This window comes from Paenibacillus lactis (genome assembly GCF_017873605.1).
In the GTDB taxonomy this organism is placed as follows: domain Bacteria; phylum Bacillota; class Bacilli; order Paenibacillales; family Paenibacillaceae; genus Paenibacillus_AQ; species Paenibacillus_AQ lactis.
The window spans coordinates 75,013-100,432 of sequence record NZ_JAGGKI010000008.1 but is presented as its reverse complement, the minus strand read 5'-3'; the positions used below and the strand labels follow the sequence as shown (position 1 = coordinate 100,432).

General features: G+C 50.9%; 18 protein-coding genes and 1 pseudogene. 7 read left to right on the top strand and 12 right to left on the bottom strand.

Annotated elements, in window-relative coordinates; translation table 11 throughout:
• Positions 1–2: 2 nt before the first annotated feature.
• Both J2Z18_RS16145 and J2Z18_RS16140 read left to right on the top strand, forming a co-directional pair.
• Positions 3–1,754, top strand: coding sequence for a sensor histidine kinase (locus tag J2Z18_RS16145; protein WP_210095014.1), 1,752 nt, complete (start codon positions 3–5; stop codon positions 1,752–1,754).
• Between the two features lie 225 nt (positions 1,755–1,979).
• The gene (locus J2Z18_RS16140) at positions 1,980–2,372 is read left to right on the top strand and encodes a MerR family transcriptional regulator (RefSeq protein ID WP_007127558.1); all 393 of its coding nucleotides are present in this window, start codon (positions 1,980–1,982) and stop codon (positions 2,370–2,372) included.
• Here J2Z18_RS16140 and J2Z18_RS16135 read toward each other — a convergent pair.
• Together J2Z18_RS16135 and J2Z18_RS16130 are read right to left on the bottom strand one after the other, a co-directional pair.
• On the bottom strand, positions 2,359–3,240 hold the full coding sequence (locus J2Z18_RS16135) for an NAD(P)-dependent oxidoreductase (protein ID WP_210095013.1): 882 nt from the start codon (positions 3,238–3,240) through the stop codon (positions 2,359–2,361). The two genes, J2Z18_RS16140 and J2Z18_RS16135, sit on opposite strands and share 14 nt — an antisense overlap.
• 301 nt (positions 3,241–3,541) lie before the next feature.
• Positions 3,542–4,144, bottom strand: a complete 603-nt coding sequence (locus tag J2Z18_RS16130) for a TetR family transcriptional regulator (protein WP_210095012.1) — start codon at positions 4,142–4,144, stop codon at positions 3,542–3,544.
• A gap of 186 nt (positions 4,145–4,330) precedes the next feature.
• Here J2Z18_RS16130 and J2Z18_RS16125 point away from each other — a divergent pair, with 186 nt between their 5' ends.
• On the top strand, positions 4,331–5,149 hold the full coding sequence (locus J2Z18_RS16125; RefSeq protein WP_210095011.1) for an SDR family NAD(P)-dependent oxidoreductase: 819 nt from the start codon (positions 4,331–4,333) through the stop codon (positions 5,147–5,149).
• A 231-nt stretch (positions 5,150–5,380) separates the two neighbouring features.
• On the opposite strand, the pseudogene J2Z18_RS16120 reads toward J2Z18_RS16125, so the two are convergent.
• The 6 genes and pseudogenes from J2Z18_RS16120 to J2Z18_RS16095 form a co-directional block, all read right to left on the bottom strand.
• A pseudogene (locus J2Z18_RS16120) lies at positions 5,381–6,612 on the bottom strand (amidohydrolase).
• A 45-nt stretch (positions 6,613–6,657) separates the two neighbouring features.
• Positions 6,658–7,338 carry an ankyrin repeat domain-containing protein gene (locus J2Z18_RS16115; RefSeq protein ID WP_210095010.1) on the bottom strand — a complete coding sequence of 227 codons (681 nt, stop codon included), beginning with the start codon at positions 7,336–7,338 and terminating at the stop codon, positions 6,658–6,660.
• Between the two features lie 163 nt (positions 7,339–7,501).
• A complete protein-coding gene (locus tag J2Z18_RS16110) occupies positions 7,502–9,355 on the bottom strand; it encodes an ABC transporter ATP-binding protein (RefSeq protein ID WP_210095009.1) in 1,854 nt (617 codons plus the stop codon).
• Positions 9,339–11,114: an ABC transporter ATP-binding protein gene (locus tag J2Z18_RS16105; protein WP_210095008.1), complete on the bottom strand. Its 1,776-nt coding sequence runs from the start codon at positions 11,112–11,114 to the stop codon at positions 9,339–9,341. Before J2Z18_RS16105 ends, J2Z18_RS16110 begins: the two co-directional genes overlap by 17 nt.
• Before the next feature lie 339 nt (positions 11,115–11,453).
• Complete coding sequence (locus J2Z18_RS16100; protein WP_210095007.1) at positions 11,454–11,699, bottom strand: hypothetical protein; 246 nt, start codon at positions 11,697–11,699, stop codon at positions 11,454–11,456.
• Positions 11,700–12,184: 485 nt separating this feature from the next.
• A complete protein-coding gene (locus J2Z18_RS16095) occupies positions 12,185–14,239 on the bottom strand; it encodes a HelD family protein (protein ID WP_210095006.1) in 2,055 nt (684 codons plus the stop codon).
• 308 nt (positions 14,240–14,547) lie between these two features.
• Here J2Z18_RS16095 and J2Z18_RS16090 point away from each other — a divergent pair, with 308 nt between their 5' ends.
• The 4 genes from J2Z18_RS16090 to J2Z18_RS16075 are packed head-to-tail and all read left to right on the top strand — an operon-like array spanning position 14,548 to position 18,777.
• On the top strand, positions 14,548–16,143 hold the full coding sequence (locus tag J2Z18_RS16090) for a spore germination protein (protein ID WP_210095005.1): 1,596 nt from the start codon (positions 14,548–14,550) through the stop codon (positions 16,141–16,143).
• A 36-nt stretch (positions 16,144–16,179) separates the two neighbouring features.
• Positions 16,180–17,385: a Ger(x)C family spore germination protein gene (locus J2Z18_RS16085; RefSeq protein ID WP_007127545.1), complete on the top strand. Its 1,206-nt coding sequence runs from the start codon at positions 16,180–16,182 to the stop codon at positions 17,383–17,385.
• 9 nt (positions 17,386–17,394) lie between these two features.
• Positions 17,395–17,634 (top strand): hypothetical protein, encoded by a 240-nt coding sequence (locus J2Z18_RS16080; RefSeq protein ID WP_007127544.1) that lies wholly within the window; start codon positions 17,395–17,397, stop codon positions 17,632–17,634.
• A gap of 18 nt (positions 17,635–17,652) precedes the next feature.
• The gene (locus tag J2Z18_RS16075) at positions 17,653–18,777 is read left to right on the top strand and encodes a GerAB/ArcD/ProY family transporter (RefSeq protein WP_007127543.1); all 1,125 of its coding nucleotides are present in this window, start codon (positions 17,653–17,655) and stop codon (positions 18,775–18,777) included.
• A 1,088-nt stretch (positions 18,778–19,865) separates the two neighbouring features.
• On the opposite strand, the gene J2Z18_RS16070 is transcribed toward J2Z18_RS16075, so the two are convergent.
• From J2Z18_RS16070 to J2Z18_RS16055, 4 genes are read right to left on the bottom strand one after another with little or no spacing between them, the layout of a single operon-like run.
• The gene (locus J2Z18_RS16070) at positions 19,866–21,137 is read right to left on the bottom strand and encodes a Gfo/Idh/MocA family protein (protein ID WP_007127541.1); all 1,272 of its coding nucleotides are present in this window, start codon (positions 21,135–21,137) and stop codon (positions 19,866–19,868) included.
• Between the two features lie 55 nt (positions 21,138–21,192).
• A complete protein-coding gene (locus J2Z18_RS16065) occupies positions 21,193–22,815 on the bottom strand; it encodes an extracellular solute-binding protein (RefSeq protein ID WP_007127540.1) in 1,623 nt (540 codons plus the stop codon).
• A 50-nt stretch (positions 22,816–22,865) separates the two neighbouring features.
• A complete protein-coding gene (locus tag J2Z18_RS16060; protein ID WP_007127539.1) occupies positions 22,866–23,750 on the bottom strand; it encodes a carbohydrate ABC transporter permease in 885 nt (294 codons plus the stop codon).
• 19 nt (positions 23,751–23,769) lie between these two features.
• The gene (locus J2Z18_RS16055; RefSeq protein ID WP_007127538.1) at positions 23,770–24,729 is read right to left on the bottom strand and encodes an ABC transporter permease; all 960 of its coding nucleotides are present in this window, start codon (positions 24,727–24,729) and stop codon (positions 23,770–23,772) included.
• Positions 24,730–25,420 lie beyond the last annotated feature (691 nt).

Sequence of the window (25,420 nt, the reverse complement as noted above, 5' to 3'; positions counted from 1 at the left end):
CCATGCTTCGAAAAAACAGCATCTTCATTAAGATGCTCATTCTGATGCTGTCGGGGATCACGATTATTTCCTTTGTGCTCATCGTCGCGTCGTCCAATATTGCAGAACGCATTCTGCTCAACCAGGTCGTCCGGAACGCTTCGGCCAACATGAATATCGCCAAGGATGAATTGCTCAGGTATAACGACCAGGTGGTTAATGCCATGCTTCAAATCAACAGCAGCCACGAATTTAAGGATTATATTACCAAGCCTGCCAATACAACATTGGAGCAAATCAATCTGGCCATCACCCTGGGCAGGTACATCGATGTGTACAAGGAATATTTGAGTCCTGAAAAGTCGCATATTATTGTATCCGGCCTTCCCGGCGAAGGAGGGAGACATTATTCCAGCAACGCGCTCAAATGGGACAAGATTCCACAGGATATCGTCTCTACGTACATGACCACTGACAGGAACATCCCCAATCGGATCAGCTACCACAGCAGCCCGGATTTATTCGCGGAAACCGTTCCTTATGACAACTATATTTTTGCGACAAAGCCATTGGTGGACAGCAGTACGGGTTTGATGTACGGGTATGCGGCCGTCGTGATGGATGAACAAAACATCAAACAAAAATACAATGCCTATATCGCCAAAGGCATTCATATTTCGCTTATATCATCCGATGGTACGATCCTGTCCAGCAGTGACAAGGATTCGATCAGCAAGCGGGACACTGAACAGCTGTCCCTGGCAACCCAGGCTGCGTCCCAGCAGGACGGCGTATGGACCGAATCGGAGGATAAGGAGACCTATATTTCCTACCATCTTCCCGAGTTCAATGCCTATTTGCTGGAGGAAATCAACCAACGAGCCGCTTTTGCGCCTCTTTACAGCCTGTCTGCCGAAATCTTCAAGGTTGTAAGCGTTGTGCTGGTCGTTAGCTTGGTTTTTGTCTACTTCCTAAGCCGGCGGATCACCCATCCGTTAAACAAGCTGGTCAAGACGATGAAAACCTCGAAGGGGGATAATCTGATATTCCATCCTTTGGAGGAGAACGGCAGCTATGAAACCAATATATTGGCCAAAACTTACAACCGGCTGATTAAGGAAATTGACCAGTATACCGAGCGGCTTGTCCATGAGGAGCAGGAGCGCCGAAAAGCGGATCTGAACGCATTGCAGATGCAGATCAACCCGCATTTTCTTTACAACACATTAAGTTCTATCAAATACTTATCGAAAATGCACCACACGGATCAGGTGGACCAAACGATCGACAGTCTGATCTCCTTGCTCCAGAGCACGCTGGGCTCGACTGAAGATATGGTCACTGTAGAAACGGAGATCGAGTCCCTGAAGCATTATGTGTTCATTAACCGGATCAGATATGGCGAACAGATCGGCGTGCATTATGAAATCGCGGAGGACTGCAGACAGCTGCTTGTTCCCAAGCTGATCATCCAGCCCTTTGTGGAGAACGCATTCTTTCATGCCTACCCTGGAAATGTCAGCGGTAACATTCATATTTTCATTCATCAGTTTGAGGAAAATCTGATCATAGAGATTATGGATGATGGCGTGGGGATGAAAAATTCGGAGGATCAGGTTAACGAGAAGAGGCGTCATCATTTATCCGGTATCGGCATCAGCAACGTTCACGGCCGCATCCAGCTATTGTTCGGCCCTCCATATGGGGTGCATATCCAAAGCGAGGAAGGCTACGGCACCGCGGTGAAAATAACCCTCCCTGTTCATCCAAAATAAAAGAACCGAACAAGCCGCCTTCATCACCCGGCCATGAGCTGGGCATGAAGGCGGCTTAAGATTGATCCCTCATAAAGAATAATGTATCTTTATGGATATCCTATTACCTGATATTGAAAGAACCGGTATCTATCACTGGCTACAACGAAACTCCGCGATATGCTCATATGGAGGTATAGATCTTTAATCTTTTTTTCAACCTTTAACGCAAAGGGGCGCTGCTCAATGAAAATTAGCGAGTTGTCCAAACGAACGGGAGCCAGCATTCGCTCCATTCGGTACTACGAACAGAAGAACCTGATTACGGTCTTCCGATTACAAAACGGGTATCGAGTGTACGATGAAACCGCCATTGATCGGATTAAGCAAATCAAGGCTTACTTGAGCCTGGGACTGACAACCGAACAAATCGAACGCACTTTGAATTGTACCGACTCCCAGACGCTTATCGATGCCACTCGGCATTGCGAGAACATGCTGCTCGAGTATGAGTCGTATCTGCAGGAAATCGATGATACGATCAAGAAGCTGACCGGGATCCGCACGGAATTGAATGGACAAATCCAATCTATGAAGGAAAGTCTTAAGCAGGACTCACATTCAGTTACGCCCCTTTGACTCTGCTTCCTTGCCGGATGATCTCTGCCAACCGGGAGAAGTCCTGTGCACCATAACCAAGTTCAACTGCCTTATCCACTAAAGCTTTGACCTCACTCATGATGCTAACATCGATTCCGCTCTCCCTGGAAGCGGTGATAATATTCTGCATGACTGCTGCGGTGGAATGAAGATTCGATTCTTGTCCAGGGTAGTGGCCGCTATCAAATTGATTGGCAAATTCGGACATAATGTCAGGGATCATTCCAACAATATCACGAGCATAAGGTACGAGGCTCGTTACCGGAATCTGCTCGGCATCAGCAAGTGCCAAGGCATGAATATAACCGCTCATGGCAGTCCAGAAAATGTCAAGCAGCGCGATGTCAAACGCGGATGCGCGTCCTGGATCGGTACTAAGAAACGTGGACGTTCCTACCAGATTCATCAATGTGCTGTGATAAGACTTATACGCACTTTCCGACCCGCTGTACAATATGACGCCAGAAGGCTCCCCGATTGCCGGAACGATAATCGATCCGTCCAAATAGTCGATGCCCGCCTGAGATGCCCATTTTGCCATCTCCCTTGCTGCCGATGGAGTGCCGCCGGTGAGATTCACTAACGTTTTTCCCCGAAGCGTATCACCGGATTGCTCCACAATGGATCGAACCGCATCATAATTCAACACACAGATCACGATTAACGAACTTGCTGAAGCGGCCTCAGCTACGGTAGGAGCCAATACTCCGCCTAAGCTAATTAATTCATCCGATTTCCCCGGAGAGCGGTTCCATAATGTCACCGAATGACCTTTTTTAAGCAAAGCTCCTGCCAGCGATCTTCCCATGGGGCCAAGCCCCATTACCGTCACCTGAGTAAATACCATAAACAATCACCCTTCCTCATGTATTTACGCCAAGTGTAAACAATAACACCAATGTCATAGCAAGAATTTCAAATCGTACGGCTATAGTTCCAAAATATTTTCTGCAACTACAGCGAAAGCAGCATATAAAAATAAAAGAGGGTGTCCCAAAAGTAGACTTTGGGACACCCTCAGCTATAAAAGTATTAGACTGACGATGCATATCATAAAGCTACTGGCTGTTTAGTTGAAGATTCATCACGGAGAACCGTATCATTAGGTGACTGCGAAGACTAGGGAGTTGCATAGAATTCAATTGCCCTTAAAACTCCTCTTCTGAATCATGCAGATCAAGCGTACGCAAGTTCGACATGAGGAAGGGTAGTACTTGCTCGATGAATTGTTCCGCTGGCTCTTCCTGACATTGACACCACTTCACAACCACCCCATAGATCGACCAGCTGATCATCGTTGCGACCCATTCCATTCTCCGGCGTTCTTCCGCCGAGAGGTCTTTGACATGCTCCATGCATGAGATGATGCCATTATACAGTTGTTGCTTGGCATTGTCCTCCAACGCCTGCGACAGGGTCCGCCGTGCATTCAGCTGCTTCGTCATTTCAATCTGCCATTCACAGACCGCCAGCATTAGATTACGCAACAGCTCTGCACCCTGCATTCGCGTACCAGGAGGAATCCATTTAGATAGAATCTCTGTAAATGCGCCGCTCATGGTCAACTCAAGCAATTCATATTTATCTTGATAATGGTTATAAAAGGTTGCTCGGTTCAGTTCAGCCCGATCCATAATATCTTGAATCGAGAGGTCTTCGAAGTCCATTTCTGCGAGCAAATCTGTAAATGCTTTCTGAATATATTTCCTCGTTCGCTTCGCGCGAGGGTCATTCGGGTTCACTAAACCCATCCCACATCACCTCCTTGTCCCGCGATCACCTGCCGGGAAAAATACGATTTCGATCGATTGTTGACTACACAACAACAGATCGACTTTTTTGCTTATTGATTAGAATTGGATATTGCTTCTAATATGTTAATTGACAACTGTTGCCTAGTCAACGTATATAGCTTAATTTATGGGAGAGTGTTAAGGATGAAGGACTTATTTATAGCAGGAGGCACTTCCGGAATGGGCAAAGGGCTGGCCATCCACTATTTACGCCAGGGCACCAGGGTGACTGTGACCGGCAGCAACCGTCTTCGGGGCAAGGAATTTCTGGATGAGGCTGCACGTCTCGGCGCCGCGGACCGGGCATCCTTTATTCAAGCTGATCTCTTATCATTGTCTGAGAATCGCCGGATCATTAAAGAGGTTCAACAACGCCACGCGTCGCTTGACGGGCTGGTACTTACTGCGATGCAGCTATTTCCTAAACGGAAGTTGACCCCGGATGGTATTGAAAGCACATTTGCGCTCTATTATGTCAGCAGATTTATTCTGAGTTATGGTTTGACGGAATTGTTAGAGAGGGGGTCCAACCCGGTCATTGTAAGCATCGGAGGCACCGGAATGACGAAGGGAGTCGTACATTACGATGATCTTACCCTTCAACAGGGGTATAGTCTGCTGAAGGCGACTCTGCAGGGAGGACGGGCAAATGATCTGCTCGGGGTTGCGTATGCCGAGAACCACAAGACAGGGAAGACGCGTTTCATCCTTAACCATCCCGGATATACTCATAGTGGCACGAATCATTTGGCCCAGCCTTTCAAGGGAATACAGCGCGTAATGGGAAAACTCTTCGGACAGCCGGTGGAGAAGAGTATTCAACCGATCATTAAGCTAATGGACAACCCGCCGCCGCAGTCTCTAATCGCTTGGGACCGGACGAGGGCGGTTGATCTCAATCTTCCTACACTTAGCAAGAAGGACGCGCTGAAGTTATATCAGCTGACCAAGCATATTCTTTAACATCCGGCCGGAATCGATGTTGGATGTGCCGCTATCGATTCCGTTTGTTTGACGAAATGAAAAGAGGGTCGTCCCTCAGTTATGATGACTTTTGGGACACCCTCTTTATTAGTTAAGCGGACCGGCGGTAGCTCGAACTTTTACTCCATTGCAGGAAGCTGATGTTGATACGGGCATGTCTACCACCCACCACACCCAAGATAAAATCTCCATGTCTCCCCAATGCTTGGGTCAAGCTTCGTAAACCCACTTGCCCCGATGAAGCACAGCTTTACGCTCCGGCCTTCTCGCAACGGCTTCAGCAGAGCAGCTGGCTTCTACGACACGGCATTTGCCGCATCGCCAACCTTTGGCCACGCCCATTGTCCATTTCCGTCCAGCGGCGTGATTCCTCCGGTAATGAAGCCGAGGGTCTGTCCCAGCGAACGCTCATCGCTCAGTCCGAAGCGTTCGGCCAGCGTGCCCGCCTTCGCCAGATTGTCGCCCGTTCCGAACGGCGACCAGTGATCCATAATGCTGTCCTGACCCAGCGATACGCTGACCCCGTGGCGTTTAAGCAGCGGGATCGGAATCGTACGGCCCAAGGATACGGACGAGGCTATGGAAATCCCCAGCTCTGAAAGTCGTGATGCCATCTCGGCCGCCTCAGCCGATGAGACATCAGCCAGAGCCAGCGCATGGCTGAGCGTAACCCTTCCCTGCCATCCGGCCTGTTCCGTCAGATCGGCCAGATGCCGGAACGTCTTCATCCCGACATCGCCCGGCTCGTGGAGATGAAGATCGATATCGGCATTCGCGTAGGCCGCCAGCTCCATCACGGTTTCGAGGGATTTTTCCATATTCTCGTCCAGCGTCGCCGGGTCGACCCCGCCCACAATCGATGCTCCGTTACGGAGTGCTTCCCTTACAAGGGCCGTGGATTGACTCCGCAGCAAGCCATGCTGCGGAAAAGCAACGATCTCGACGGACGCCCTATCCTTGTAATGCTCCACCGCTTGCATCGTTGCTTCAAGATTATGTAAGCCGATGACCGGATCCACATTGCAATGGGAGCGGATCTGTGTCGATCCGAAGCGGATCAACAGGTCCAAGAGTTCTTCAGCTCTTTCTCTGGCCACAGGCAGCAGCTCGGGAAGAAGACGTTCCTCTTCCTCCAGCCGGCTGACAATGCCTTTCGTCGGAACGGATGGCGCCTTCCATGGGCCTCCGTAATACGTTTTGTCCAGATGGATATGCATGTCCCGAAAGGCGGGAAGCATAAGTCCTTTGCTAAGATCCCGTACCGGCAGCGTTGTTTTGGGAAGGTCATGCCCCGGGCGGATCTCGGCGAACACGCCGTTCTCTATTTTCACATGAAAAATCGCGGTTTCCGTGCTCGTCACCACATCATTCTCATATCGATAGCCTGTCTCCAGCCGAACGTTCAAGAGCCAGCAGGCAGCGCCCTGTCGTTGTTCTGTCATCCGTAAATCCCCTCTCTTCTGCTTCACTGATGTATGCCGCGTTCATCAAGACCCGGCGGCCTCCAGCAATATGCGTTCGATCTCTTTAAACCCGCGCTCCTGCGCGTGCCGCAGCGGGCTTACCCCGTTACCGTCGGCAAGATGAATGTCGGCCCCATGTTCAATCAGCAATTTGACGATCTCCTGATGCCTCTCTCCGCCGTCTCCAAGAATGATAGCCTCAAGCAGGGCTGTCCAATCCAGGTTGTTGACATGGTTGACATCGACGTCCGTCCGGGTCAGAAGCTCGCGCACGATTTCGACATGCCCCCGTTCCGAAGCCGGGATCAGAGCCGTTCCGCCAAATCGGTTGGTGAGCGTCGGATCTGCGCCAGCCGCAATCGCCAATCGCAAGATCTCAAGCTGCCCTTCAGCACCGGCATAGAGAAATACATTATTAAGATTGCGGTCCCGGATATCGATATCCGCCCCCTCTTCGATCAGCAGCTGCACGGTCTCAATATGATTGTTGTAGGCAGCAGCCATCACCGCTGTTCTGCCGGCCTCGTCGGTTGCATTGATCGCTGCTCCGGCTTGCAGCAGCTCCTTCACACGCTCGGTGTTCCCCTGCTCCGCGTGTTCGATGAGACTCTGATTCATATTCATATCCTCCGCCTCTCCCTTCTTCGGTTCGGATTGACAAGCTGACAGAACAACCACCAATACCATGGCGATTACAAGTCTCACTGGATCCCTCCCCATCTGCCGTTTATAAGGGTATGCTATCATGAGAAAGAAGCTTATGAAAAATATTAAAAACATTGATGATCCATAGCTTTATCATATGACTAAAAAGAGGACGAAGCCCTCCTTCCCGGCCCCGTCCTCTATCCTTAAAGATTCACTTTCGTTACTGTGACCGGTATAGCCCGGCCCCAGCACGTTCCCGCTTCTGCTTCTGCCCTTGGGAGTGAAGATACAACTCCTCGTAATACCCGTGTGAATCGAGCAGCTCCTGATGCGTGCCCTGCTCCACGACCTGGCCTTTACTCATGACCAGAATCCGATCTGCCCCCATGATCGTCGACAGACGGTGGGCGATTACGAGCGTGGTCCTCCCCTGGGCGACGAGAAGCAGCGCATTCTGGATCAGCTGCTCCGTATGCGAGTCGAGATTTGCAGTTGCTTCGTCCAGGATCAGAATTTTCGGCTGGAATACGATAATTCGGGCGAAGGAGATCAGCTGCCGCTCTCCTGCTGAAAGGCCGCTGCCCCGCTCCGACAGCCGGGTATCATATCCTTTGCTCATCCCCTGAATGATCGGGTCTGCACCGATAAATCGGCATGCCTCGATCACCCGCTCCTTGGAGATGCTGTCATTGAACAGCCGCACATTATCCAGCACCGTCCCGGAGTAGAGATAGGGCTCTTGCTGGACCAGCCCGACGATCCGGTGCAGGTCGGATTGCGCCATCTCCCGAATATCGACGCCGTCGATTTTGACGCTTCCTTCCTGTACATCATAGAAGCGGCACAGCAGGCTGATCAGCGAGCTTTTGCCCGCTCCCGTCGTGCCGACGATGCCGATCATCTCGCCGGGCTTCACGTGAAGGTCCAGATCCCGAATGACCGGCGCTCCGTCCCCATAACCGAACGTAATCCGATTGAAATCGATCCGCCCCTGAACCTTCGCTTGATCCATCCGGACCGGCGTCTTCGGATCGGTCACTTCCGGCTGAACCGCAAGCAACCCCCAGATCCGGTTGATCGCCACGCTCGCTGATTGCAGCGTATTCCACTGCTGAGTGATCGTATTGATCGGCTGGAAGAACATCCGGATGTACGTAATGAAGGCATACAGGACGCCGAATTCGAGCGTCAGGCCCAGCACTGCGCGCCCGCCGAGCCAGGTCACGACCGCTATCGCCAGATTGTTCAAAATTTCATACGTCCGGTTGAACAGCACGTTGGTCCGGATTTCCCGAAGATTCGCCTTGAAATAGGAATCGTTGCGTTCTTTGAACTGCCGCTCCTGCTCCTCCTCCTGATGGAATGCCTGGACGAGATTCATGCCGGATAAGTTCTCCGCTGTGAACGCGACAAGCCGGGACAGCCGCGTTCTTGCCATTTGATACGTATGCCGCATATAACGACGGAAGGCGATCGCGATTCCTGCAATGATCGGCAGCAGAATGAGGCAGTACAGGGTAAGCGTCACGTCCAGCTGGAACATCATCACCAAAATGAAGATCAAGGTGAATCCGTCGCGGAAGACACTTAGCAGCACCTGGTTGAAGAACTGGCTGACCGACTCCGTATCGCTGGATACATGCGTGATGAGACTGCCGCTTGGCACCTTGTCGAAGTAGGACATCGACAGCTTGGATATATGCGCGAACAGCCGCTTCCGGATACTTGCAACGATGCTCTGTCCGGCCTTCTGCAGCAGATTGTTCTGCAAATAAGTGAAGACCATGCTTATGAGCGACAAGAGAAAGTAGATGGCGCATATGATCATCAATCCACGGACATCATTCTTGCCGACCAACAGGTTATCGTCGATCGCGATTTTCATCAAGTAAGGCTGCAGCAGCTCGGCGGAAATGGCGATCAAGGTACAGCCGATAAATGCGGCAAAGGTAAGCCGGTGCTCTTTCATGTAACCGGACAACGCGCGGATGGTCGAGACCGGCTTCGTCTTAGGCACCGGTGCGTTCGGATCGGCCTTCTGATCCATCTGCCAATTGTTAATGGCCTGTGCCATGGTGCACCATCCCTTCTTCCTGGATATCGTGCAGCATCCGATACACCCCGTCCTGACGCAGCAGCGACTCATGCGTGCCTTGCTGCACGATTTCCCCCCGGTCCAGAACGATAATGTGATCGGCATGCTTCAGCGCACTGATCCGGTGAGCGATAATGATCGTCGTCTTTCCATGCCGAATGCGGCGGATCGTCTCCATGATTTCCGTCTCCGTTACCGCGTCGACGGCGCTGACGCTGTCGTCCAGGATAAGGATGGGGGCGTCCTTGATAATGCCCCGGGCCAGACTGGTACGTTGACGCTGCCCTCCGGACAGCGTAATCCCGCGCTCGCCGAGCCGCGTTTCGAACCGGTTCGGGAATTCTGCGATATTGTCGTACACCCTCGCCTTCCTTGCCGCTTCCTCGACATCAGCCAGCACAGTATCCCGATTATAAAAAGCGATGTTCTCCCGAATGGTCGAGCTGAACAGGAACCCGTCCTGTGGAACGTAGGCGATCCCTTCCCGCAGACTCTTAAGCGTGAGATTCCGGATATCCTCGCCGCCGATGCGGATCGTGTCCGGCGGCGGATCGTAAGTGCGAAGCAGCAGCTTCATGAGCGTGGTCTTTCCGCTGCCGGTGCGACCGATAATGCCCAGCGTTGTCCCGGGAGGGACCTTCAAATGGATATTCCGAAGCACGTCCCTGGCTTCATCCTCCCCGTGGCCGGGTCGATCGTAAGCGAAATTCAAATGCCGTATTTCGATCCCCGTGCGGGCCGGATCCAGCTCCTTGGCATTCGGCAATTCCTTGATATCCGGCTGCTCGTCAAGCAGGGCGTTCAGCCGGTCAAGGGAAGCCCTAGCCCGCTGGACCGCGTTGATGACGTTCCCGATCTGCTGCAGCGGGTTCATCAGCATGCGGATGTACAGCGTCAGTGCAACAAAGTTTCCGACCGTCATGCGTCCGATCACCGTCAGGTATCCGCCGAACAGGAGCGCGATGATGAGCGAAGAAGCACCTAGAAACGGAATGATGGACTGGAATAGCGATGAGGCGCGCACCATGCTTAGCTGCTTGTTCAGAATGCTGTCAACCGTTGCGCCAAATCTGCGTTTCATAATATCTTCCACCGCGAATTTCTTCGTAACGCGAATGCCGCCAAACTGCTCCTCCGCTGATTCGGTCATGACGCCAAGCGCCTCTTGCACCGCAAGCGATCTGCTCCGAATAATCGGTCCCAGCCACACGACGATCACCGGAATTAGCAGAAGGGGAGCGATGGACGCGGCCACCACATAGAACGGAACATTCGTAATCATCAGCATGACGATGGTGGACACCAGCAGAATCGACGCATTCACGGACTGGTTAACTCCCATGGAGATGGATTCCCTTACGGTCTTCACATCGTTCATGAAATAACTGAGCAGCTTGCCGACGCCGTTCCGGGAATAGAACCGCTCGCTCAGCCCGGTGAAATGAACGAACAGCCGACGACGGTTTACGAATTCGAAGTACCGTCCCGTATACATCACCAGGTATTGGCCGATGCCCCCCATCACCGCGAAGCCAATCCCGATACCGAGCAGCGTCCAGCTGTACGATGCGATTCCGCCTGCAGACAGCAGCCCGTCCTGTAGATCGTCCGTAAAATGACCGAGCACACGCGGAAAATTGACATGAAACATATTGGCTACCAAATGACAGCAAATCGACAACACATAAATCGGCCACGTCTTCTTAAAAAAGTCAGCAAGTATTCGGTGTGAGTCCAATTTCCCATATCACTTCCTCTTTCGTTAAGTTTGCCTTGTCCGAATGTTCCCCCTTTCGTTCAAAGCTGTGATACCTCCATCTTATTAGTTTCTATAAAAAAAATAGTCCTCCTTCCGTCTTCGCGATATTGGCAATGGAATCTTTGAAATCGCTTTAAAGACAACGAGATTTTCTGGGGATATCTTGATGATTGTACTTCACACTATCCAGAACGGTATGGTAAGGGACGTGTCGATGCTTCGCACCGACCATTTGAAATGTAAGAAACCCTGTACTTTGAAAAAAGCACAGGGTCTCTCGACAATCTGACTAACCCTAAACTAGGGTTTAGTTTTTTGTTAGAAGTCAATATCGGGCTTTTCAACATGCTTACCGGTTCTAGAATCAATAATGAAAGGTGTATTTTCGTAAACCTCTTTATAAGTCCGTTTCGATTCTTCTCGAGTAGTAGCCATAAGCTTATCTGGATTGTTTTTAGAACCAATAGGGGCTGATGTGGCTGCAAATGCTGCGGTGCTCATTGCAACAACTGAAAATACTGCTACTAAAGCAATGATTGTTTTAATGATTGTTTTCTTTTTCAAGTTAGCCTTACCTCCGGATATCATTAATTATTTGCCTTGGCAGGGATCAAATTTAATTACTGTAATCTAGTGAGATAGTTTCTTTCCAATTCACCCGTTTTACATATTTTAAAGTCGAGTCAAAGGTACCACTCGAACAATAAGGAAGGGGGGGATCTGCTTAGACACTACCACCACCACCATCTTCTGTGGAGGAACCTTTTTCTACACTAGATTTTGATAAAGGAGTCTCTGCATAAACCTCTTCGTAAATCAGAATTTTTTCAGATTATCCCTCCCATATTTAGAATTAATGACTCTCCTAACAATATAAACTCCTAAAAAACAGAAAATGTTATGAAAAATCCCTCTGAGAACCCGTTTTGCATCATTAGCCTAAAATTAAATGGATAACACCATGAAGTGCAAATCAGCACCCCGTTTGATAACATGGTGGTTGCCAATACAAACCAGGTGGACTTAATGAGTAAAGCTCATCGGTTTCCCTAAGGAAGCCAAGGAGATTTCCGGCCTGTATGGGTTATGGCCAATGCGTGCATTGCCCGGGTACAGGCGATGTATAGCAGGCTTCGATCCATCTCGGAACGGTAGCATGCGGCATTCACAAACGGGATGGCGACCTGATCGAACTCAAGGCCTTTGGCCATATGCGAGCAAGTCACCGTAATGCCCTCCCGGAACTGCTCGCTCTCGAAATCGAGCAAATGGACGTGCTCTTGCAGATGTTTCAGAGCATCATATACCTGCCTGGCCTGCGCCCGCGTCTTGCAAATGATCCCCATCGTATGATAATCCGACTCCAGAAAGCTTTGACTGAGCTTCCTGAGCATATCCAGCTCTTGTTCATGGCTGTCGCAAGAAAGGATGCGCGGCGGTTCGCCATGACGGTCGATCGGAATCATCGTGCCGCCGGGCTGTATCTCCTTGGCAAACTCCATAATCTCCCGGGTCGAGCGATAGCTTTTGGACAGCTCAATGATATCCGCTTGCGGAAAAATGGTCTTGATCGTCTGCAGCGTACTGGAGGAATAAACATTCACCGACTGCTTGCTGTCACCGAGTATCGTCTTCTTGCATGGGAACCAGCGGGACAACACCGCATACTGCACTGGCGTATAATCCTGCATTTCGTCAACCAGCAAATGCCTCACCCGGTCGTTAGGCGAGCTGCCCTCCAAATACATCTTTAGGTAGATCAGCGGAAAAACATCGGCATACTCGATCAGGCCCTTCCCTTTCATCTTAAACAGCTCCGGCTGATTGGCATGCGCATAAAACGCCTTGTACAGGCCGAGCGGTTGCTGGAATTTATACATTTTCTTGACCGCGGTTTTGATTTTGTTCGTTTCGGATTTCGTGAGCCGCTCCCCGTCATCCGTCCGCGCTCCTACGGCTAGCAGAAGCGCTGTTTTTTCGAGCCTCTGTTTAACAGGCAGCTGCATATTCCGCTCATAAACGCTACAAATCTCATGTGCCGGCAGCTGCACCCGGTCCATGAGGATGTCGACAGGCTCGAAGAAATGCTTGTCCGCATAGCTCATGAAAGCTTCAAGCTCAAGGACAAATTCCCGTCTTGCCTTATACCTGATGCGCTCGGCGCTGCCAGGATCCTCGCCGTTCAGCAGCTCCTCCACCTGCTCATAGAACGTCTGGAAGCGGCACACGCCCGCCAGCTCCTTTTCAGCCAGCTCTTCCATGCCTGCTTCCATGATCTTCTCCTCGCCCAGCTCCGGCAGGACGTTCGAAATGTAGTCGGAGAACACCTTGTTCGGTGAGATGATGAGAATATCGCTCGATCTGAGCGTTTCCTTATATCTGTACAGCAGATAAGCCACTCTATGCAGCGCGACGGAGGTTTTTCCCGATCCGGCCGCCCCCTGAATGATCAACTCGTTTGCGTTTTCGTTCCGGATTATGGCGTTTTGCTCCTGTTGAATGGTAGCCACGATATTTTTCATTTTCTCATCCGAAGTGCTGCTCAGCTCCTTTTGCAGAACATCGTCATGTATATTCATCGAGCTCTCGATCATGTACTCCAGCACGCCATTTTTGATTTTATATTGCCGCTTTGCCGTAATCTCGCCGTCAACGATCCCCGCAGGCGCAAGGTAGGATGCCGGTCCCGTCTCGTAGTCGTAGAACAGGCTGGCTACCGGCGACCGCCAGTCGTAGATCAGGTGATGCTGACTCTCTTCTTCGACAAAGGAATGAATGCCGATATAATAAGCTCCGGCATCCGGCTGCCGCTTAGTACGAAAATCCACTCTGCCGAAGTAAGGCGAGCCTAACAGCTTGCGTATTTTTTGCAACCGGGCCACCGTCTTCTCCCCGGCATCGATGGACAACGAAATATCCACGCGGTTCGCCGCTCGTTCCGCGGCATCCAGCTGCGCCATATTGACCCACAGGTATTTCTTCGCCTCAATGATGTCCCGATACGAATCGGATACCTTCCCTTCCAGCTCTACCAGCGTTCGCTGAAGCTCCTTCTGAACATGTGCAAGATATTCACGCTCTTCCGATTCCTTCCCATTCCGCATAACCCTACGCTCCCTCCCTTAAAGAATAGCTTTAAGTATAGGGGTTTCGAAAAAAAAATATAGACTTATACTTTCCGTTGTAGTATTATATTTTTATCGTGGGTCCAAAAAAACCTATACGATGATGTGCAATATCATTCATACGTAAACCATAATAACCAGGCTGCATCCCCCGGATGCGGACCTGGTTTTTTGTCGTTTTCATCATGAGGATGCCGGGCTCATTTTGCCCGCCTTGACGTAAGTTTACAGCATGTTTTCTTCGGTAATAATGTGGGAATAGCATCTGTGAGAGGAAGGATATTCCCATGCGGTATCGAAGAAGAACCGGCCATTCCAGCAAAAACACTACCAAGGAAATCCCACCGGCCAACTCATCGACGAATGATACCGATGCTTTAAAACCGGATATCACAAGCAGCCTGGAGCATATCCGAACCACCCTCGGCAACAGCACCGATATCGTGATCAGGGAAATTCCGCTTGATGAAGAGGAAAAACATTATATGGCGATCCTCTATACGGACGGCTTGGCCGACCAAAAAGTCATCTCGGAATCCGTCATGATGGTCGTGGCGGACATTACAAAATCCCTCGTAAAGGAAGATAACGAATATTCGCAGCCTTTCGACGGGCAAAAAATATTAGAAAAAGTCTCTCTCGTCAATCATGAGATCCAGACGATAACCGATTATAAAAAGCTGTTCCATGCTCTATTGTCAGGAGACACGATTTTTCTGATTGACGGCTTGGATCGGGGGATCGCGGCAGGCACCCGGGGTTGGAAGGACCGCGGGGTCATGGAAACCTCGGCGGAAAATGTCGTCCGCGGTCCACGCGAATCCTTCTCGGAGTCGCTGCGAACCAACACGGCCTTGATCCGCCGAAAGATCAAGGATCCGAATCTGTGGATGGAAACGAAGCAGATCGGTCGAATTACCCAAACCGATGTTGCCATCATGTACATTCATGGCATTGCCAATGACAAGATTGTCGAGGAGGTCCGCACCCGGCTTGATCGAATCGACGTGGACAGCATTTTGGAGAGCGGTTATATCGAGGAGCTGATCCAGGACAAGACCCTGTCCCCATTCCCCACGGTTTATAATACCGAGCGTCCCGATGTGATCGCGGCCGAGCTGCTGGAAGGAAAAATCGCCATTCTCGTGGACGGAACCCCGTTTGTTCTGGTCGTTCCGGCACTTTTTGTTTCGTTCCTGCATGCGGCGGAGGATTACTACCAGCGTGCGGATATCAGTTCTTTCCTGCGTTTGCTGCGTTACCTGAGCATCTTCATTTCTTTGCTTGGGCCTTCTCTCTATATAGCCATTACTACTTTTCATCAGGAAATGCTGCCGACGCGGCTTATATTCGGATTGGCCGGTCAGCGGGAGCAAGTCCCGTTTCCTGCGTTCGTCGAGGCCGTCCTTATGGAACTAACCTTCGAGATTCTGAGGGAAGCGGGGGTACGGCTGCCGAAAAATATCGGCTCGGCAATATCCATCGTCGGGACGCTGGTCATCGGGCAAGCTGCGGTTGAAGCTGGGATCATCTCTCCGGCGATGGTCATCGTTGTTGCTATAACGGCCATTTCCAGCTTTGTGGTGCCGTCCTTTAACATGTCCATTGCTTTTCGGATGCTCCGGTTTCCGCTGATGGCGCTTGCCGGATCCTTCGGGCTGTTCGGCATTTTAGTCGGGGTCATCGCGATTGTCCTCCATTTATGCAGCCTGCGGTCGTTCGGAGTCCCGTATATGTCCCCTTTCGCACCGTTAATTCCGGAGGGGCAAAAAGATTCGATCTTCCGTTTGCCGCACTGGTTGTTATCAAGCCGCCCCCGATTGATCAATCAGACCAATTACAAGCGCAGGAAACGTACGCCACCCCGGAAATCGAGAGAATAGACAGATTGAGACCAGCGGGAAAGCGAGGGAAATCCAATGAAACGGATATTGGCGTTGATTCTCTTACATATCGTCGTCACTCTTCTTCTGAGCGGTTGCTGGAACCGCAGAGAATTGAATGAATTGGCCATCGCGGTTGCCGCAGGGGTTGACTGGGTTGATGACCGCTACCGTTTAACCGTCCAGGTCGCAATTCCCGGACAGGTCACCTCGAAAAAAAGCGGAGGGCCCCAAGCTCCTGCTACTTTGTATACGGCTGAAGGCGATACGATCTTTGAAGCTTCTCGAAGGATGACGCAGGTTAGCCCGCGAAAAATTTATTTTTCCCATTTGCGGATGTTTCTGATGGACGAGGCGATGGCAAGGGAGGGAATTGCCAAAGTGCTTGACCTGTTATCCAGGGATCACGAATTCAGACCGGATTTCTACCTTGTTATTACCAGAGGGGCAACGGCAGAGGAAACCCTGAAAATTATGACTCAAATGGAAACGATCCCTGCCAATAAACTTTATGAATCTCTTCAGACCTCCGAGAAGGCTTGGTCAGCAAGCATGACTGTCACACTGGATGAATTGATCAACGACCTCACCAGCAGCGGAAAGCATCCCGTGCTTACAGGACTGATCATAACTGGGGATCGAGATATCGGGAGAACGAGAAAGAATGTGGAAAACATCGACACTCCAGGTCAATTGAAATATTCGGGGCTCGCCGTTTTCAAACTCGACAAGCTGATCGGATGGTTAAACGAAAAGGATAGCAGAAATTATCGACTAATAAGCGGGGACGTTAAAAGCTCTGTAAGCTTTATCCCCTGCAAGAATGAAGGAAAGATTATCATCGAGACGCTGAGAACCGACAGTAAGCTGAAGGGAAGAATCGTCGAATCTCGTCCCGAAATGGACATCCGGATTAATATGGAGGGGAATATCGGAGCCGTGGAGTGCAGCGGCTTGGATCTGTCTGAGCCCGCGACCGTGAGGGAACTGGAAGCTGAAATGGAAGAAAACTTAAAACGAAGCTTGGAGTCTGTTGTCGATAAAGTGCAATCGAAGTTTAAAGTCGACATATTCGGCTTCGGAGAAGCCTTTCGCCGTTCGCATCCGAGAGAATGGAAAGAGATGGAGAAAACGTGGAATGAACGATATTTCCCCAACCTGAAGACCAATATCCATGTGGATTACAAAATCCGGCGAACTGGCACGACCAATGATACTTTTCTCAATGATATTAAGGAATGAGGCTGGACCATGCTAAATATTGCGATAATTGCAGTATCTGCCGCCGTAATCGTCTGGCTTGAACTGCCGAGAATGCTTCGGGAACAAGAATACAGGGAAATCTGGGGGTTTATTGCATTCTTGGTGATTGGCATAGGCATTAGCCTGGCTCAGACGATCTTCAATGATATCCCTACCCCAGTGTCGCTGATAACGATCGTGTTCAAACCGTTCAGTCATTGGCTCTCAATGTTCGGTTTGATTCAATAGGAAAAGGAGCGGTAAAAGATGCATGTAGTAAAAATTTCGTTGCGCCAGGTCAGCATTTTAACCGCTTTGTATACGATCGGCAGCGCGATTCTCATCGTACCATCGGGAATGGCCTCCATTGCTAAACAAGATGCGTGGATCGCCTGTCTGGCGGGGAGCGGTCTCGGATTCATCATCTTGGCGGTGCAGCTGCAATTGTTCAGAAAGCACCCGGAAGCAAATTTGATGCAATGGACCGAGAAGCTGTTTGGGAAATGGATCGGCAAAACGGTCAATCTTCTGCTTTTGCTTACGTTGTTCCTAGGCGGTCCTGCCACGGTATTGCACGAAATCGGCATCTTCATGACCATCCAGATGCTGCCGGAAACCCCGATTCAAGCCATCATTTTCCTCTTCGGTGCTCTGGCTGTGCTGGGCGTGCGCTTGGGGTTGGAGGTGCTGGCCCGTGCGGCGGAAATGCTGTTTCCATGGTTCCTGCTCCTGTTTCTGTCGATGAGCATTTTATTACTGTCGGAGATTCATTGGGAGCATGCGACACCCATTCTTGAATCGGGGATCAGCCCTATCTTCCCGGCCGCACTCTCTTTCGTCAGCATTGCCTTCCTGCCTCACATCGTGTTGATGGTCATCTTTCCAGGAGCCGTCAACCGATCGGCGGAAGCCTACAAAGCCGTATATATCGGAAGCTTGGTTGGTGCTGCCGCGCTATTCTTGATTATTGGGCTATCGATTTTAGTCCTGGGTCCGGACATTACAGCTAGAAATATGTATCCCAGTTATATGCTGGCCAAGAAAATCAATATTGGAAATTTTCTTCAGCGCATTGAAGCTGTTATGGCGGTTATGTGGTTTATCACGTTGTTTTTTCGGATCTCGCTTTATTTTTATGCCATTGCGATCGGCATCAGCCAAGTCTTCCATATTAAAAACTATCAGCCGCTGGTCATGCCGCTCGGGTGGATTCTGGCCGCCGTTTCCGTCTTCATTTATCCCAACGTTCCGTTCAAGCTGCAATGGGACGCAACCATTTGGGTTCCATATACGATCACCGTCGGCTTTCTTTTCCCATTGGTGCTGCTCATCTTGCACGGCTTGCGTAAAATGCTGCCCAAAAAATCAAAAAAGCAATCGGATTCGGCTTGAGCCGCATTGATGCTATGGGCTGCGACTCCGTGCCAATGTATGGAACAGAGCCGCCATTATGCACAGAAAAACGAGCCGAATCCGGTTGCCGGGATTCAGCTCGCTTGGGCGCCACTTGGGGCTCGCAAGTCCTTTTTAGGGACTTGCTGCTGGCTTGGGCGCCTCTTCGGGCCTCGCAAGTCCCTTTTCGGGACTTGTTGCTCGCTTGGGCGCCTCGTTGGGCTTCACAAGTCCCTTTTCGGGACTTGCTGCTAGCTTGGGCGCCTCTTCGGGGCGCACAAGTCCCTTTTCGGGACTTGCTGCTCGCTTGGGCGCCTCTTCGGGCCTCACAAGTTCCTTTTCGGGACTTGTTGCTCGCTTGGGCGCCTCTTCAGGGCGCACAAGTCCCTTTTCGGGACTTGCTGCTGGCTTGGGCGCCTCTTCAGGCTTCACAAGTCCCTTTTCGGGACTTGCTGCTCGCTTGGGCGCCTCGTTGGGCTTCACAAGTCCCTTTTCGGGACTTGCTGCTCGCTTGGGCGCCTCGTTGGGCTTCACAAGTCCCTTTTCGGGACTTGCTGCTAGCTTGGGCGCCTCTTCGGGGCGCACAAGTCCCTTTTCGGGACTTGCTACTCACTTGTGGGCGCCACTTCAGGGCGCACAAGTCCCTCTTGTTGCTGGCCCTCAGCAGCACTACCTTGGGTGCTGCGCTCCATCTACCTTATTTCGAATTTTTCATATCATGAGATATTAAAAATAAATTAATCTATACTCCCAATCTAACCATTCCTTCCACTAACCTACTAATCCAACTAATCCATTTACTCAATCAAACATTCCAACTAATCCAACTAATCGATCCAATCTAACTGATCAATCCAATCTGACTAATCCATTCAACATCAAACATTCCAACTAATCCATCTACTCCATCAAACATCTATGAATCCACCTGTCGTTTCAATCATTTTCTATCCCACTCATTTGATTCCACTCGCATTACTTCAATTACTGTTATCCCCTACGATTGACGTTTGCCTCCATACGTTTGCTTCCACCCATATTTTACTTTACCGTTACTACTCCACCCGCTTATTGTCGCAATCGCAGCTTTACTTCGACGCAGACTCCTGCGCCATCAGCTCCCGCGCATATTCGTTCAGGTTGATGGACTTTCCGTGGTTCAGGCGGGATTCCTCCGCCGCAAAGGCAATGAGATGACTCCGGACGGAGGCGCTGGCCGATGTCAGGCTCTCCTGGCCGCTATAGCCTCTTACCTCTTGCAGGAAACTCGCCACGATCCCGCTGTCGCCGCCGCCGTGGCCGCTTGCCTGGGAAGGGATGGAGATTTCCGTCTTCTGTCCGGTCAAAAAGTCGTACACCGTGATGGTTCCTTCCTCGCCGCGAAGCTCCCCGCGCGTCCCCATGATCTGGATTCGGCGTTCCTGCTCGTAGGTGAACCCGCACATGCTGAACATGGCGGTGGCCCCGCCCTCAAACTCCATATTGACGACCTGGTGATCGACCACATTATTGTCGCTCCGGTAGACACAGCGTCCGTAGTCGGTATCGCGAAGGCCTTGAATGATATTCGCCTTGGTCAGCTCATGCGTAAAATGCCCTGCCCATCCCTTGTACTGATCACTCAAATAGAACCGGGGGGCCGAGTAAGGACATGTGGATTCTACCTTGCAGTCCAGACAGCGGTCAGCCGATCCTTCCGGCGCCTGATCCTCGCGAAAATGCATCAGGGAGCCGAAGGACGTAACCTGCGTGCAGGGCCGGTCCATCAGCCAAGACAGCACATCCATATCATGACAGGATTTGGCCAAAATCATCGGGCTCGCCTTGTCAGAGTTATTCCAGTTTCCGCGCACAAAGCTGTGAGCGATATGCCAATACCCCACGTTCTCGTTCAGCTGGATCGAAGCGATCTCCCCGATCGTCCCCTGCTGAATCACGCGCTTGATCGTGCTCCAAAACGGGGTATACCGAAGAACGTGGCAAATGGTCAGCAGCCGGTCGTTCTCCCTTGCCGCCTGCTCCATCTCCAGACACTCCTTCGGATCCGGAGACATCGGCTTCTCCAGCAGCACATGATACTTCTGCTTCAGCGCCTGCATCGTCGGTCCGTAATGCATCCGGTCCTGCGTGCAGATAACCGCGATATCGGCAAGCCGGGGTTCCGCCAGCAGCGGCTCCCAGGATTCATAGCATCGTTCCGGCGGGATACCGTGATTCTCGGCGAACCGGAGTCTGCGCACAGGATCCGCCTCGGCCACGGCGACGAAGGTCAGCTCATGCGGGTAATCCAGCGCATACGGGGCATAGCCCCCGGCGCCGCGGGCGCCTGCTCCGATCAGGATTGCTTTTAGTTGTGTCATGTCAAGTCGCTCCTTTGCATTCACACACGCATTCACAGTTGTATGAACATCTTGTTTATTGGTTGTAGCGTTCCGCCGCCGACTCGTAAATGGCGAGATAGCGGTCGAGTCCCATTTTCTGCAGATTGGCGACATATTGGTCCCAATTGTCAAAGGACTCGTTGCCTGAAATGAATTTATCCCTCATTTCATCCACGTAGGTGGTAATGTCCGTCTGAATGCCGGTAAGCTCGGACTGCTCATCGGCCGTAAAGTTGAACGGCGGCCATATTTTGTCCTGCGGGATAACGTGAGGCTCGGCTTTTTTCGCATTTTCCACGGAGGTCGGAAGCCCTTCCGCCCCTTTAAAATACTTCTGCGTCACGAAGCCTGGATAGTAGCCGCCCGGCCAGATCAAATATTGTCCGACCGCCTGGTCCAGATTCAGCCCGTCCGGGTTGTTCTTGATTTCGTCGACGTAATCCACGTTACCGTCCGCATCTTCCTTATACGTCTCGTCTTTCCACCCCATAAAGAACAGCCTGATGCCTTCATCGCTGTAGAAGTAATCCATCCAGCGGATCATGGCTTCCGGATGTTTCGCTTTATCCGTGAGGACGAACATGCCGATATTGCCGAGCGGGGATCCGGTTGCGGTGTACATCTGATCTCCATGCGGTCCCTTCAGCACCGGCAGGCCCACATAACCTTCCTGGTTATAGATGGCGACCGGGTCCACATTATCCACGACGCCAAGCAGGCCTTCCACGCCCTTCGCATCCACCTCGGTGCTCTTTACGGACATGATGTCCTGCTCCAGCAGGCCGTCCTTGTACAGCTTGTTTACGTACTGCAGGAGCTCTTTATACCGCGGATCGGTCGGAATGAACCGGACCTTTCCGGATTCAGGATCCGAGTCGACGTATATATTCGACGTTCCGTGATTGTTGAGACCGAACGAACCGCGCAAATAATTCACGATGCCCGCCGCTCCGACGCCGCCCCAGGCGATTTCGTCCTTCTGGCCGTTTCCGTTCGGATCGTTCTCTTTAAACGCCTTCAGCATATTGTAAAAATCATCGAGCGTTTGCGGCTCGGATAATCCCAGCTTGGTCAGCCATTCCGACTTCACCCACGGCGTGCCGTACAGCACGGATTTGAATTCCGGATCATACAGCGTCGGCAGGCCGTAAATATTGCCGTCCGGCATCGTAATCCCTTTCTCGATGATCGGATACTTCTCCATGAGGGCCTTAAAGTTCGGCGCGTACTGATCGATAAGATCATTCAGCGGTATAAACGCCCCCTGCTTGCCGTATTTCAGCAGGTCTGCCCGCGGGAACGCCGAAGCGTAGAACATTTCCGGATAATCGCCGCCGGCGAGGAGCAGATTCCGTTTTTCCGCCAAATTGTCTTTATGCACCGTGTCCCACTGGACCTTGATGTTGGTCGTTTTTTCGTACTCCTTCCAAAGCTTGATATTGTTCCAATCCGCGTTGGCAAAGAACTTTCCGGCAAAGCCGGTCACCGTAATCGGCTCGTTCACGATCGGAAACCCCGTCTGATTCAAATTGGCTGCCGTTTCGCCAGGCGTTTCCCCTTCCTTCGACCCTCCCGGATTGTTCGGGCCGCAGCCGGCCGCCAGCGATACCGACAATACGCAGGTCAGCAGAAGACCTCCCCATTTCTTCAGCTTCATCCTTCATCCTCCCTTTTTCTCATCATCCATTCATTTATCCATGCAAGGAATTATCCTTTGATGGCTCCGATCATGACGCCTTTCACGAAGTACCGCTGCAGAAACGGGTAGAGCGCGAGCACCGGTAAATTCGCGACAACGAGAACCGCATATTTGATGCCTTCCACTTCCCGTTGCTGCTTGATTGCCGACTCGGTCGACATCTTCACCATGTCATTCGTTTGACCTTGAATGAGAATTTCGCGCAGGATGAGCTGCAGCGGAAATTTCTCCTTATCCGATAAGTACAAGAGTGCGTTGAAGAACGCATTCCAGTGTCCGACCGCATAGAACAAAATGGTTACGGCAATGATCGGCATCGACAGCGGCAGGATGATCCGGGTCAAAATTTTGATATTCGAGCAGCCGTCGATGGTCGCCGCCTCCTGCAGCTCGTTCGGAATGGACTGCTGGAAGAAGGTTCGCATAATGATGATGTTCCAGATGGATACGGCGTTCGGTATGATCATGACCCAAAGTGAATTCAGCATGCCCAGGTTCTTGATGAGCAGATAGGTCGGGATCAGCCCGCCGCTGAAAAACATCGTGAAAACGAGCAGTGCCATGATCGCATTGCGCCCGACAAAGTCCTTCCGCGACAGCGGATAAGCCGCAAGAATCGTCATTGTCAGGTTGATGAGCGTCCCGAGCGAAGTGTAGATCAGCGTGTTGGTAAAGCCGCTGATGATATCCTGATTTTGAAATATTTTGACATAGGAGTTCAGATTGAAGCCTTTTGGCCACAGCAGCATTTCGCCCCGAAGAACCGTCTGCGGATCGCTGAAGGATGCGCTTAGCACGAACAGCAGCGGGTACAGGACAATGAGCGTGACGAGGATCAGGATCGTGTAATTAATGATGTTGAAGATGCGGTCTCCCCTGGATTCGATTTGCATGATACTAAAGCGCCCTCCCCTACCAAAGACTTGTTTCGCTCACGCGTCTGGAGATAAAGTTCACGACAACCAACAGGACGAAGTTGATGACGGAATTAAACAATCCGACGGCGGCCGAGAAGCTGTATTCGGCATTCTGGATCCCCATCCGGTACACGTAGGTGGCAATAATGTCGGAGCTCTCCATGTTCAAATTGTTCTGCATCAGCAGCACCTTCTCAAAGCCGATGCTCATGATGCTTCCGATGTTCAATATCAGCAAAATGATGATCGTCGGCATGATGCCGGGAATGTTAATATGCCAGATCCGCTGGAGCCGTGTAGCCCCGTCCACCCTCGCGGCTTCATGCAGCTGGTTGTCGATGCCGGCGAGCGCAGCCAAATAAATAATGGAGCTCCATCCCATGGTCTGCCAAACATCGGACAGCACGTACAGCGTTTTGAACCAGCCCGGCTCAGTCATGAAATTAATCGCCTTGCCGCCGAACATCTCAATAAAATGATTGAGGATGCCGTAGCGCGGCGACAGGAAAATCATCATCATCCCGACGACCACGACGATCGACAGGAAATGCGGTGCGTAGGTTATCGTCTGTACGAATCGCTTGAATTTCTCGGCACGTACCTCATTCATGAGCAGCGCCAGAATGATCGGCACCGGGAATCCGACGGCCAGGCTGTACAGCCCGATTCCGAGCGTATTCTTCATCAGGCGCCAGAAATAATAGCCGTTGAAAAACCGTTCGAAATGGTCGAGTCCGACCCAGGGGCTGCCCCAAATCCCTTGGGTTGCAATAAAATCCTTAAATGCAATCTGGATTCCGTACATCGGCACATACTGGAACAGGATGTAGTAGGCAATGACCGGAGAGATCAGGACGTACAGCTGCCAATTACGCCAGATCCGGTTCCACTTATAGCGGCTGCGTTTCGTTTCAGTTGCCGCGATGGCTGGAGACTGCAGCGACGTGTTGGCCAATTTAGCATCACCTCATTGAGAAATAGTAGGGGGACGAAAAATCGGTGTAGACTGCCCCGAAATGACAGCGCTTGCAATTTTGTGATTAAAAAAATGAAGGTTTCCCCCTTCCTGCATACGATAAAGCTTTTTCGAAAATGAGATCCACCATCTTCCCCCTTTTGGTTTGTTCGTTGTGCCACATTGGCAACCATGAAGCTATCTATGCATTAAACCCATGTGACATGGGGTTTAATCCTTTTTGGATATAGACTCAAATTAAAAGATATCATTTGGATGATAATTTGGACCTCTTTAAGCAGGCAGTTTCTAGAATAATGGGGTTAGACGAGATATTTAGGGACGGTGACTCGTATATATAAAAGCTTGTTATACAAGCAAAATAAACGAAGACAAGACAAAATGAGTTCTATAGAGGAAGGTGCTGGGTAAATCCAAAACATGATCAAAAATATCCAAAAACCTTTGATTTTTTTCCCATGATAATATAGCCGCATCGTAATTGTCAAACATTTTTTTGGATTAATTTTGGTGTTATTCCTGGAATTTTGGCGCAAAAACATCACAAATACAGCTGAAAAACAATACAAAAGCAGAAAAAAACACTACAAAAACAGCGCAAAAACAGCCGCAAGCTTTGCAAGCTTGCGGCTGCTATTTTTACGCCTATTTCCTACTCGTGATCGAATTG